The 13,179-nt window shown below is 60.1% G+C and carries 8 protein-coding genes; 1 reads left to right on the top strand and 7 read right to left on the bottom strand.

Annotated features, from left to right (window positions below; all coding sequences use genetic code 11):
* Window positions 1-229: 229 nt before the first annotated feature.
* The gene (locus RFM41_RS06685) at window positions 230-1,150 is read right to left on the bottom strand and encodes a SphA family protein (RefSeq protein WP_320246231.1); all 921 of its coding nucleotides are present in this window, start codon (window positions 1,148-1,150) and stop codon (window positions 230-232) included.
* A 30-nt stretch (window positions 1,151-1,180) separates the two neighbouring features.
* On the opposite strand from RFM41_RS06685, the gene RFM41_RS06690 reads away from it, so the two are divergent.
* The gene (locus RFM41_RS06690) at window positions 1,181-1,321 is read left to right on the top strand and encodes a hypothetical protein (protein WP_320246230.1); all 141 of its coding nucleotides are present in this window, start codon (window positions 1,181-1,183) and stop codon (window positions 1,319-1,321) included.
* 423 nt (window positions 1,322-1,744) lie between these two features.
* Here RFM41_RS06690 and RFM41_RS06695 read toward each other — a convergent pair whose 3' ends face one another.
* The 6 genes from RFM41_RS06695 to RFM41_RS06720 form a co-directional block, all read right to left on the bottom strand.
* A complete protein-coding gene (locus tag RFM41_RS06695) occupies window positions 1,745-3,079 on the bottom strand; it encodes an MFS transporter (protein ID WP_320246229.1) in 1,335 nt (444 codons plus the stop codon).
* A gap of 67 nt (window positions 3,080-3,146) precedes the next feature.
* On the bottom strand, window positions 3,147-3,416 hold the full coding sequence (locus tag RFM41_RS06700; protein ID WP_320246228.1) for a hypothetical protein: 270 nt from the start codon (window positions 3,414-3,416) through the stop codon (window positions 3,147-3,149).
* A 141-nt stretch (window positions 3,417-3,557) separates the two neighbouring features.
* Window positions 3,558-4,952, bottom strand: a complete 1,395-nt coding sequence (locus RFM41_RS06705) for an MltF family protein (protein ID WP_320246227.1) — start codon at window positions 4,950-4,952, stop codon at window positions 3,558-3,560.
* Between the two features lie 203 nt (window positions 4,953-5,155).
* Window positions 5,156-6,625, bottom strand: coding sequence for a metal-dependent hydrolase family protein (locus RFM41_RS06710; protein ID WP_320246226.1), 1,470 nt, complete (start codon window positions 6,623-6,625; stop codon window positions 5,156-5,158).
* A gap of 86 nt (window positions 6,626-6,711) precedes the next feature.
* Window positions 6,712-7,323, bottom strand: coding sequence for a L,D-transpeptidase (locus RFM41_RS06715; RefSeq protein ID WP_320246225.1), 612 nt, complete (start codon window positions 7,321-7,323; stop codon window positions 6,712-6,714).
* Window positions 7,324-7,399: 76 nt separating this feature from the next.
* Window positions 7,400-13,102, bottom strand: coding sequence for an autotransporter outer membrane beta-barrel domain-containing protein (locus tag RFM41_RS06720; RefSeq protein WP_320246224.1), 5,703 nt, complete (start codon window positions 13,100-13,102; stop codon window positions 7,400-7,402).
* Window positions 13,103-13,179 lie beyond the last annotated feature (77 nt).

Raw genomic sequence — 13,179 nt, forward strand, 5'->3', positions numbered from 1 at the left:
CTTTTGCATGCGTGGCTTATCACACCGTTGGTTGTCATCTTCTGCTCCTGTTCCAGCGGGGTTGCGAGCGCGATCGATAGCCGCCATGCGAGGGACGACGGCGACCGTGGACGCAAATGCGGCCGGACGCGGCCGATGGCTGCTTGAGGGCCAACCGCGCCCCGCGCCGCACCTTCTGTCCAACCAGAAGCCATCCAAACCAAGCTGATTTTGAGTTGGATGGGGTTGCTCAGAACCGCGTCGTGATGGCGGCGGTTGTTATTTGCCCATCGAAGCGGTTCTCGACGTCGAATTCCCAATAGTGCCGTATCGCGAAACTGAACGGACGCCCTCCGATCAAAGTGCTGTAGGAGAGAGCGGGACCGGCACCAAAATCCTGGCCGCGGAACGCACCGAGTGTCGCGCCACTGCCTTTGTCATCGGTGATCTGCTTGAAGATGAAGCCGGCCGCACCGAGGGTGAGACCATTGTCAAAGACCTTGCCGACAGCCGCCTCGGCGTTCAAGCCAAGTCCGTTGCGGTAGTCCGTCGCCGTGTTTTCGAATTCGCCCGTCAACCCGAAGCTAGCCGAAAGCTCGATGCCAGGATCCTTCCAAATCTTGGTGAAACCCCAGGAGACGTTCACACCATAGTGGTTCTTGCCCGCGTTCGGCGCGAAACCCGAGTCGTAGCGGCCCGTCGGCAGCCAGACCGTGGCGGAGACGGTGTTTGAAAAGTTATTCTCGTTGCTCCAGCCAAGCTGGGCCTTGAGGCTGATGTCACCCAAGCCCCACCCGCTTGTCTCGACATTCTGTCCAAGCGCATTGGAACCAGCCCTCAATCGAGTATAGCTGGCATAGGGCAACGAAACCGAAAGCCCGAGCCGGCCATCGAGAACCTCGCGGTCTGGAACCCACAAGAGATTGGCGATGAACGGCGCTGCGGTCTTTTGAGCATTCAGATCAAGCGTTCCGCCTTCAAGCGAAGCCGCCGCGTGGCCGTCATAATACAAGAACCCCTGAGTGAAATAGAGGCCATGAGGTGGCGTCACGCCCGCACCGAAAGCAGTTGAGCCAGGGACGTATAAGCCTGCGCCACTCTCACCCGCCAGAGCCGGTTCATTTGCTGCTAGCAACAACGCCGCCGTCCCCAGCAGCATAACCTTAGACATGGTCAAATCGGTGCCCTCGTCACAACCAAATTGAAGCGCGATCTGCGCGCCTTACAGGAAATCCCCGTCACGGAAATTGAGCGCTTGATAAATCTCGGTGCAAGAAATCGGATCGGCGATGCCAACCGCCATTACGAAGCCCAGTTCGGGATTCTGGTGGATATTTTGTAGAGAGCGACAAGCGGCCACTGCCGCTGTTGATGGCCGTGTTGATCCATCCAGCGAGACCGCTCGGGAGGGAAGAAGCTGGGAATTCCGCGCTGGAGGTAAGGACGTGCCTGCCACCAGATTGACTGGCGCAGCGGTAACAGCCACACCGCTTCTCATCAGAAAATCGCGCTACAGGAGGAAACTGGACCATCGGTCCGCACGGCCGCACACACAACCGGTGGAACAGACGCAACTCTGGTACGTCTTGCCAAGCGGATGACCACCTCCACCTCCAATAGCCAGCGGGTCCATCTCTCGGGAGCTGAATCTCACGTCGGTGGAGATAGCGCTATCCAGATCGCGCACGTTTCCTGAATTTGTCGGCCGATCAATTTGCCGGTCCCCACTTTTCGAGATCCTGCCCTAGGGGCGTCCGACCAGCGGCTAATGCGCGGACCGGCCGGCCGCGCCCGCCGGACCGAACAGCTGCACAATGATCGAAAACAACACCAAGGTTCCCGTTACCACCGCAAACATCGGAACTGGCCCGACGGATTGCAGCAACGGCAGCAAGGTCAACGGAACCAAAGTTGCGCCGATGCCTCTCGAAGCCCAGGACCACGACGTTGCCCGTCCACGCCGGGCGGTTGGAAAGAGTTCGGCCGCGTAGATGACGACGACGGGCAGGAAGATTGCAATGACCATGTTGAATGCCAATCCCAGCCCCATAAGCCAGACCGGCTGGAGAGCGAAACCGTAGCCCATGCCCAGTATAGCCATGGCTACCGCGCAGGCGACCAGCGTCGTTTTTCGTTCCAGCACGTCGATAACGAAGCCACATAGGATCGCGCCGACGATCGGCCCAAAGTTCGCAACTCCGACATAGAGGAGTGAATCCTCGATCGTCACGCCCTTCTGGACCAGCACGGCTCCCGACAGGAGGGGGAAACCCGACGTTGACCAGGGCACAAGAAAGTAGACGAGGATCAGAAATCCCATGCGGCGCATGAATTGCTGCATGTCGGATGGACCCGCTGCATCGATCGGCATCGTGAGGCCCCTCACCGCGCGTCCATCCTGTCTGCCACCCAACCGCGCCAGGACTGCGCCGGCCTCGGCAGTTCTTCCTTTGGCAGCAAGCCACCGCGGTGTTTCGGGAATGCGCCACGTCATGAGCAGGTTGATGAACGCAATCAACGCGCAGCTGATGAACGCCCAGCGCCATGCTTCGATTCCCAACGGCTGCAGCGGCGTCAGAAAGCGCACGAGGAAGATCAGCACCACCGGTCCGACATAACCCAAGGCTACTGTCAGCATGATCAGCGGACCTCGACGCCTGGCGGGCAAAATGTCTGTCAGATAGGCCGCGGCGAGTGGCGGATATGCCCCGAGCGCGAGACCGGAGAGCGCACGCATGATGATCAAGAACATCAGGTTCGGACTGGCCGCGGCAGCAATGGACGTCACAACGACGATCGCCGCGGCGAGAAGCAACATCGGGCGACGGCCATAACGGTCAGCCAGCCACCCGGCAGCCGGGGCGCCTACAATTGCCCCGAGGGAGGCAGCGGCAAGGAGCAAGGAAAGCCTTGCCGGCTCGATGGAATAGGGCGGAGCCGAAAAAAGAGTGGAGAACACCGCGCCAATGGCAAGCTCCGCGGTGTCGAAAAAGAGCCCTAGCGCGCAGGTTGCCAGAATGAACAGATGCAGGGGCCCGATTTGCGGTCCGTCGACGATTGTTGAAAGCGGCTCGGTTTCGAGAACTGCCTGCTCGGTCAAAGGTTTCCTCCAATCCACCTGCCAAGGAGGCAGTCCAACTGCATCTGGGAACGTCACCCGCCCAAGCTTAAGGGCCGGTCTTCCCGGCCGGAGTGAAACCCTCCGACAGGACCACGCGGGCTCGTCGGTCACGCGCCACGGCGACAACGGCCGCGGCCATCACGATCGCTTGAAAAAGCAGGCTCCAGATATTGGTGCCTGCATCGAGCAGCGATCGTCGAAGAGCGTCCCAGTCGCCCGGAACGTTCCCCCACCGCACCAGCCGCTCGATCGCACTATGCTGGATTTGCCCGCCGAAGGTCTGGAAGGCCTCAACGCCTATCTCGTTTTGTGCCAAGTCCGTTCCTGCCTGTGTCGACGGAACACAATTTATCTTCTTGTTTACTTATATGCCGCCCAACTTATATAGCTATGACTGCAGGAAGAATCGGGCCATCGATACACAATCAATCGGCAACGTGACTTTTAGTCAACCACCTCACTGACCTTTATTGACCTTTGTGGCCTCATTTCTGACGGCCATCTGATCCACGTACATCGAATAGGCGATGTAGTATTTGTAGATGTTGGAAACGTACTGGACCGTCTCCCGCCCGACAATCTTTGCGGCACCGTTCTCGACATTGCCGAACCAGACATTCGGGTCGAGCCCCATTTGGATCGCGGCGTTGCGGAATTTCTTGAGGTTGTTCGGTCCGGCGTTATAGGCCGCCAGCGTCATCAGCATGCGGTCGAGCGGCTTGGGTCCGTCATCGGTGATATAGACTTCCGACAGATGCCGCAGGTATTTCGCGCCGGCCTCGACATTGCGGTCCTCGTTGTCGGCGATGCCCTTGATGCCGACCGCCTTGTCGGCCGCCGTCGACGGCAGGAGTTGCATGATGCCCACGGCGCCGCGCGGAGAACGCTTGGTCTGGTTGAGCTGCGATTCCTGGAAGCCTTGCGCGACAAGCAGCAGCGGATCGAAGTCGTATTCCTTGGCATAGGTCTGGAACAGCAGCCATAGCGCCTTGAACTTGGCGATCTCGGCCGGTGCATAGGCGGTGCGCACCATCTTGTCGCTCTGATAGTAGCGTTTCTTCAGGATGTTGCCGAAGGTGGTGCCGACCTTGTGCTCCTTGACGAACGCATCGAGCACTTCTTTCAGCTTCGGGCTGTCCTTGCGCATACCGAAAGCGATGTCACCGCCGGTGGAGATGGCGATGTCGTCGTGCACGGTCAGCTTGTCGAAAACCTGCGCCCAGATACGGGCGTTGAAGCGGTCGACCACGCACCAGGGCAGCAACCCGGCATTGACCATTTCCAGTATATCCTCGTCCTCGAGGTTTTCATCGATCTCCTTGACGGCGATCTCCGGCTTGCCCTCTGCCTTGCGCTGCTGGTTCAAGGCGATCAGGTGCTCGTAGTAGCTGCTGGTCTTGCGGACATAGACCTCCTTGCCGCCAAGATCGTCCAGGGAGGCGACCGGAGAAGCGGCGGGGCCGGTGACCAGAGCCTCCGTGACACCGCCGGCGACCGCATCGCTGAAGTCGATCGTCAACTGCCGGGCCGGCGTGACGGTCAAGTCGGCGGAAACGATGTCGCCGAGCCCCGCTACCAGATCGGGGAGCAGGTCCTTGCGGGCAACCGGCACATAGGCGACCCGGATTCTCTCGACCTCTTTCGTCTTCTTCAGCCGCTTGTTGAGCCAGCTCTCGAGCGCCTGCCCCAATTCGACCGCCGTTCCAAGCTCCCTGCCCTTGTCGATGAAATAGATCGTCTTCGAATAAGGGACGAGGATGCGGATGACACGCCGCTTCTCCATGCCGTCGAAGTCGCCCGTCCAGGTCTTGATTGAAGCCGCTTTCGGCAGATCCTCGGCCGAAGCTGCCAAGCCTAAGAACGATACCGGAAGCGCGACCGAAAGAAGCGCTATCCAAACCCAGCGAAGAGCAAGCCGGATCTTCATTATCAAGTCCCCCCTTGCAACGGCAGTTGCATCACAGATGAAACGAAGAACGACAGTGTGCCATGAATCCAGCAAAGGGAATCCCTGCCGTTAGCATTAAGATTAGCGCCCGCAGGGCGCAAATCTTGTCAGCCCAATGTATTCTTATAAATTCGGCCGTCCTTCATGATAACCTTCAGGTTTTTGTCTGGATCAGCGATTAGTTTGATGTCGGCGATCGGATCGCCATCGATCAGCAGAATATCGGCATAGGCACCCGTTTCGATCACGCCGAGCTTTCCCGGGTAGGGATTACGCGGACCAGACATGGCCAGGAGCTCGGCATTGGTGCTGGTCGCGGTTTTCAGCACCTCGTCGGGGCTGTACCAGCGCACCATCTTGGAAAGCTGCTTACCATGCTTCTTCGTCGAAGCCGGATCGAACAGAATGTCCGTGCCCCAGGCAGTCTTGAGCTTGTATTGCTTGGCAAATCCGTAGGCCGTATCCGTCCCGTTCGAAACCTCGATCTGCTTGGCGCGATTTATCGAGCCCTCCGGTTGCGGGTTGGCGTCTTCATCGTCCAGGAAGGGTTGCGAGGAAAGCCAGATATCCTTGTCGGCCATGATCTTGGCGGTCTGCTCATTCATCAACTGGCCGTGGTCGATACAGCGCACACCACCACGGATCGCCGTCTGGATGGCACGAGACGTGTAGGCGTGAACCGTGACGTAGGTGCCCCAGTTCTCAGCGCAATCGACGGCGGCGCGGAACTCGGCTTCCGTGTACTGGGTGACGTCGATAGGGTCATAGTTCGAAGCCACACCGCCGCCAGCGGCCAGCTTGATCTGGCTGGCACCGAGCATGAGTTGCTCGCGCACGCGCTTCATGACCTGGTCGGGGCCATCGGCGATCATGCCGCCGTTGATGGCTTCGCCTCGGCTCAACGGCGCGTCCATCGCGGCAGGTACTTCGTAGGGCATGCGATAATCGCCATGGCCAGATGTTTGGGAAATCATCGCCCCTGAGGGGAAGATCCGAGGACCGGGCGTCAAACCGGTATCGATGGCCCGTTTGAGGCCGAAGGACGGTCCTGCCAGGTCTCGAATGGCGGTAAAGCCACGCATAAGGGTCTTCTCGGCCTGATCGGCGGCCACGAGATTGATGTAGCCGACATCGGCCGTCAGCAAGTCGTTGAAGCCGATCGCCGCCATCATCGAATGCCAGTGCGCATCGATTAGACCCGGCATCAGCGTGCGTCCGCCGCAATCGATGACCTCGACGCTTTCGGCAACCGGCTCAGCGGCGGGTTCAACGGCTTTGATCTTGTTGCCGTCGACGACGACGCGCTGGCCATCCAGCAGCTTGCCCGACTTGCCGTCGAAAAGCTTGATATTGGTGAAGGCAATGGGCTTTGCCGGCGCATCGGGAATACCCGCCCTCGCCTCCTTCGGCCAGAAGGCCAGCGCACCGGCCACCGCCATGGCGCCGGCACCGGCCAGAAAAGAGCGGCGGGAAAACTTCTGCGTCACAAGCGCATTCAGCCGTGCAAAGGCGGGGCTGTGGCAGATGCAGCCGAAAGCGGGCTCCGAAGCTTCGTCAGCAGATGTGCAGGTAAACATTGGCAGCTCCATCAGTTTGAATTTTCAGCGCATTATCTAGCATACACCGCAGAGCCACAGTCATGTCATGTTTATCTATTTTATATCTACATGACTATTACTTTTGTTCCGACGGGAGCTTTGTCGAACAGATCTATAACATCTTCATTTAGCATACGGATGCAGCCGGAAGAGGCCTTGGTGCCAATCGTCCAAGGCTCCGAGGTGCCATGAATCCGGTAAAGCGTGTCCTTGCCATTGGCGTAGAGGTACAGGGCTCGCGCGCCGAGCGGGTTTTGCGGGCCAGGTTCTATGCGACCAGGCAGTCCCGGCGACCGCGCGTGCATATCATCGGTAGGATACCAGGCTGGCCATTTCGCCTTGCGTTCGATTGCCGCCACTCCGTGCCAGTCCTGGCCGGCGGCACCGACCGCAATGCCATAGCGCCGGGCTGTCTGAGGCGTTTCGATCCAGTAAAGGAAATTGTTGGCCGTATCGATGACGATCGTGCCGGCCGGCTCTCCGGTCGTATTGGCGACATCGGTCGGCACGAAGCGTTTGTCGAATTTCGAACGGTTGATCAGACGAACCGGGAAAGGTTCACTGGCATATGCGTTCGCGGCAACGAAGGCGCCGTCCGTAGCGTTCGTCGTGCAGCCCACAAGCACCGCGACGCATATCAGGGCAAGAGCGGCACGCGGCATGTTTTTCTCTTTCATGAGAAAATGCGGAGCCGCCGGAACGGCGGCTCCGCATTCAACTGGTGGGCCGGGGCGGGGAGCATAGGGACAGCGCTCACCAGTTGAAACGCAGCCCGACATTGCCAGCGACCGTGTTATTGTCTCCGGCATTCTTCAGAGCGGTCGCGTATCGCGCCTCGCCATGGAGATCGAGCTTGTCGGTGAGGTTGACGGTCGCTCCCAAGCCGATTTCGCCCCAGAGGTCGTCCGCCGCCTGGCTGCTGAACTTGGTTCCGGCAACATTGGCGGACGATTTGCGATCCGCGAATTCGTAGTAGAGGTTGCCGATGCCGTAGATCGAGGCATGCCGCTTCTCGCCGCTGTCGCTGGTCCAGTCCAGCTGATGCTCGATGGCGAGACCGAGGCGGCCTCTCAGGCTTTCCGCATCGCCGGGTGTGACATGCGCGCCGAACCGATCGTCGAAGCTATCGAGGCTGACGCTCGAATAAATCAGCTGCGCTTGCGGAATGACCGTCCATGAGGGATTGAGCTGGAAGCGCTTTCCGGCCTCGATCGACAGGGCATAGCCGAAACCGCCAGCACCGTCGGCAACCGTTCCGGCCGGATCGGACTTGAGCTCGCTGTCATACCACGTCATCTGACCCTGGCCGTCGACATAGAAGCCGTTTGCTCCATACCAGGTCAGGCTTGCCCCCAGGCCGTAACCCTGGGTGTCGATCTTGCCGTCTCCGTAGAAGGACGACACGTCGGTGGAGGTCGTCCCGTAGTGAACCGACACGCCGCCGACGAGCAGACCGCTATCGGTCTCTGTCAGCAGCCCGTCGATACCGGCTTGCAGCTTCCAGATATCCTGGTCGTAGTCAGTGCCGCTTGTCGAATTACTCGGCTCGAAGCTGCCATGCGACGCCTCGATCCGACCCCAGACGCCGTTCTGCCCGGTGATGATGTTGCCGTCCTTGTAATAGCCGGACTGCTCGGGAGTGACCACGCACTGATAGTTCTGCTCGGGATCCTTGCAGAAGATCGTCTGCGGCGGCTGGTTCCAGTAGCGATTGCCTGCTCGCTGCTGGAGCGTGGGCAGGCTGTTGAAGCCGAGCAGCGATTGGGCATAGTCCTCATAAAGCGGAACGCCCGGCTGATAGAGCGGTCCGGGCGGATCAACCGCCGGCCCGCCCGGAGGGGGATTTGCGTCGGGATTGGTCAAAGTCGAACGCAGATACCAGTCGCCGTCCGTCGGCGTGGTGATGCCATTCTTGTAAAGCCGGTAGGAGAACGCGCCCCCGACAACGGCGGGATCGCCTTCGAACTCGTAGTCGCCCTGCAATGTGAAGACAGCGTTCGAATTCGCATCGTCATCGACCTGAACGACCTTGATGCCATTATAGGTCAATGCGCCGGGGCTTCCCGGGTCGACATTGACCTTGATGGATGTAGCGCCACTAGAGGCGCCGTTGATGATGAGCTTATCGGTCGGTGAATTGTCGAAGGCGAGATGGGTATTGAGCACAAGCGCGCTGCCCTCCGTGCCGACATAGTTGCCGGAGACGGTCGCGGTATCGGTAAGCGAATAGGCCCCATTGGTGAGATCAAGAATGCCGCGGTTGTCGAAAATCGAACCCGCCAGACCCAATCGCGGATTTACGTTGTTGCCCGCATGGATGACGCTGGTGTCGTCGAGGTTGAGTGTATCGCCGTAAAGCAGGTCGCCGGTCAGCGTGAAATCGGTGTTGTCGGTGAAGTTGATCGTCTCCCAATCCTGACCGAGATTGATGCCCTGCACGCGGTTCTGGAAGGCGTCATCGGCGGCGAAGGAGCCGCCATAATACTGGATGTTCGAGAAATTCAGCGTATCGCCCGCGCCTGCGCCGCCGTCGAGATGATAGACGGTCGAGAGATCGCGGCCCACGACGGTCAGTTGCTCATTGTCGCCGGCACCCATGTCGATGCTGCCGACGAGCGTGCCGGCGCTCCATTCGACGGTATCCGTCCCCGCTCCCGCGTCTACGACACCGGTGACGGCGCTGCTGAAATCGCCAACCTGGCCAAGCTTTATCGTGTCGGCACCGGCGCTGCCGAGAACGGCGGTGGCGTTGTAGGCCTTGGCTTCGATCGTGCCGTAATTGTTGAATGCGGTGCCCGTCGATGGGGACAGATCGACGACAGGCGCAGCGCTTGCCGAGATTAGCGAGCCAAGATTCGAAGCGTCGGTGTCGACATGTTCGACCACCAGCGCCGATCCGCCTTGCGCGCCCACCTGAACAGTGCCGCCCACAATCGCCCGCTCGGCGTTCTCGACATAAATGCCGGTGCCGCCCGACCCACTGTCCGTATTGACGGTGATGTTGCTGCTGATATTGGCCTGGGCGGCATTGGTGATGTGAACGGCGGTATTGCCGGTGCCGAGATCGTTCAGCGTGGCGCCGACCGCTACATTGCCACTGGTGTTGGTGTCGATGCCTCTGGCGTTGCTGCTCGATGCGGCGAGATTGATGTCGTACTTGTCGGTGAGCAGGAGATCCTTGTCCGTGGACGAGCCGTCGGCCAGTTGGAACAGGAAGCCCGTGGAGCCGGCGCCGTTCACATTGATGGTGGCGGTCGATGCCGTCGTGAAGCTGGTTCCGGTGCGAATGCCGGCGCCGCTGCTATTGACATTGATGGTGGTGCCCTGGAGCTCGACATTCTCGAGCTCGGCTTCGTTCTCGATGCCGTTGCCCGTGCCATTTGTCGTGATCTCGGTGCCGCCGAGCAACAGCCCGGAAGCATTCTGACCGATCAGCACGCCATGAGCGGTCCCATTGACGGTGATCGTGCCCGACAGGCCGCCGCCATCGAGAGCGGCTCCGTTGCGCACATGGATGCCGGCAATGCCGTCATTGACGACGATATCGGCCTGGTTGGTCACCTTGGAGGTGGATTGTGTGCCGTCGGTGTTCTCGACCAGGATACCGGTGCCGTTCTGGACGGTGATGTCGCCGCCGGACTTATTGTCGAAGATGCCGCTGTCCTGAACGATGACGCCCTGGCCGGACGCTATATCGACGGTGTTGGAATTTGTCGCCTGTCCGGTCTTGCGCACCAGAATGCCGGTGCCGTCGGCAATATCGATCGCGCCGGAATTGTTGGCCTTGCCGCCGATCTCGGCAATGATGCCGGTAGAATTGGTGCCCGTGAAGGAGATCGCGGCGTCGTTGGTCAGGTTACCGCCATGGCGTGCGATGAGGCCGGTTACGCCAGTGTTGGCCGATGTCAGCTCCGCATGGTTGTCGAGCTGGGAGGGGCGGCCTGAATCGATGGGCTTGCCTGCAAGATCCAGCTTGCGGCCATCGACGATACCGCCAATCGTGTTGTCACCGTTGAGACCCATTTGGGTTTCGGCGTCGACCGTGACGGTTGCCCCGCCTTCCGACTTGATGGCGACCGCGCCATCGCCGGTGAGATTGAGGATGGACGATCCGGTGCTGGCGTGCGTGTCGTTGCCCGTGACCTGCACGATGGTCGAGCCGGCTCCGGAGGCTGTCAAGGTGAGCGCGGTCGTGGCGGCCTCGCCATTGTAGGATGCGCCGTCCTCGATGCGGAACAGCGTCGAGTCGTCCGTGCTGACATCGAGGTCATGGGCGACATTGTTGATTGCCGAGCCCTTGCCATGGATGAAGTAGCCGATCTGGTCCGAACCGGTGACGAAGTTGACCTCCGCCGTGTCACCCAATGCGATCACCGCGCCTTCTCGCGCGTGGACGCCGATCCCGCCGACGCCATCGAGGTTGACGACGCCGTCGACATTGGCGGTCGCGTGCGATCCCTGCACCCAGACACCATAGTTGCGGGTGTTGGTGCCCGCGTTGAAGCCGCCGCCGACCAGGATGGTCGAATCCGCGGTCACATCGGCGTGCGTATCGACCCGGGTGCCGTAGATATAGACACCCCTCGCATTGACGCCATTCAGCTCGATGTCGCCGTTATGGACAATCGTGCCCTCGACGTTCTCGGCCGCGATACCATAGTTGATGTTCGGGCTGCCCGAGCGGTTGCCGTTGATGATGATCGTGCCGTTGTTGATCAGCTCGAGCGCGCCGGTGCCCGCCGCTTCGGTGCCTGCCGTGCCTGAACCGGCATACATGGCGGTGGCCCGCGCGGTGTTCGCGCCGATCGTGATCGTCGCGCCGGCGGCATTCTCCACCTTCGCGTCGCCAAGGGCACGCATGCCGTTGATGATCGCGGAGTTGTTGCTGGTATCGCTCTGGGCATCCGCCTTGTCGAATTGTGCGGTCTTGCCGATATTGATGTTGCCCTCATTGGTGAAGGACAACGTCCCCTGCAGGAACACGCCATCGACCAGGCTGATATTGCCGCCTGCGTCGTTGATGCCGACATTGATGACGCCGTTGGTCGTGTTCGTGGCAGTGGAATTGCCGGACAGAACGACACCGGCGTTCCAGAGGCCGGCATCCTCATCCTGCCGCGCGCTGTCGGGATTGTTCTCAGGAGCGCTCAGCCAGTAAGGCAGGTTCGTCGAGGCGGCCACGTTGACGATGCCGTCATTGGTAAAGTTGGCACTGCCGTCAAGAACAACGCCGCGCGAATAAGGGCCCGCAAGGCTCGGATCGACTTTGCCGTCGGCACCGGGAATGAAATTGGAGATCACGCCGCTGGCGGTGTTGTGGATGTCGGCATTGTCGTGTCCGACGATGGCATGCGCGCTGTAGCTGCTTGACAGCGTGCCGTTGTTTTCCAGCGTGGCGCTGTCCTCGAGATTGACGATCGAATGCGCATCGCCCGAGGTGACGTCTTCCAGCGTCTCGCCTGCCTTGATCGTGATGCCGGCGGTATCGGTTCCGTGAATCAAGGTCCGGTCACCAAGCGGCATGTCCTGAACGTATTTGGGCAAGGTAGCTTGACGGTATTCCACCTCGACATTGTTGTTGCTGTAGGCGGAGGCCAGCTGGTTCTTGTAGGCTTGCTCGAGCGCCATTCCCTCGGGAACCACGAACTGTCCCTTCTGGATCAGGCCCACCAGGTAATTGTTGTAGTTCTGGAACGAGGCGACATCGGTGACCACTCCCGCGGGAATGGCCTCTTCCGCATTGGTCGCCGGGTTGATCCAGGTCGCGCCGCCGGGAATGACCACGCCCTTGTTGAAGTTCACCCCGGCAACGGTCGCCGTGTTCGTCTCCTTGCCGGGCGTGGCATATTCGCCGAGATCGAACCGCGTGCTGGTGTCATATGACAAGGTCGAGGTGTCGTTCACCTCATAGGCGCTGATGATGTTGGTGCCGGTGTTCGGGCTCGCCTTCATCGGCATGTTGAGGATGTTGCCGGCGGCGGTCGCATCGCCGCCAGGCGTGCCGACCGTCACCGACAGGCTGGAACCGTTGGAAACGGTCGCCAGGCGTGGATCGAGATAGGCTTCCTGGTCATTCACGTCGTCCCAGATCGTGAACGTGCGGCTGTCTGGCGCGACGGTGAAATTGCTCGAATTGTAGACGTTGACGGTGACGCTTTCCTGGTCGGTCTCGTCGAAGAAGGTGACCGTCTGGTTCTGCTGGCCCGTGCTTAGGACGCCATCCGGCAGCACCGCGCCATTTATGATGCGCCCGTCGGCGCCGATTTGCTGAAGCGTCTGCTGGGTCCAGTTCGGCACACCGTTCTGGATGGTGCCGTAATCGCCACCAAGGGTGTTGCCGGAGCCATTGCCGACGGTCGTCTGGCCGACATGATCGTCGTTCTGGCCGCCTACAATTGCCGGAGGATTGCCGTCATAGTCACCGACCGGATAGTGGCCAGGAGCGTAGTTTCCCAACGTGAAATCATCAGCAAAGGAGCTTGCCGGAACACTAAAGAAGGCGGCGCTTGACAAGAGAATTGTAATATTTATTC

The organism is Mesorhizobium vachelliae (assembly GCF_033977325.1).
Taxonomy (GTDB): Bacteria; Pseudomonadota; Alphaproteobacteria; order Rhizobiales; family Rhizobiaceae; genus Mesorhizobium; species Mesorhizobium vachelliae.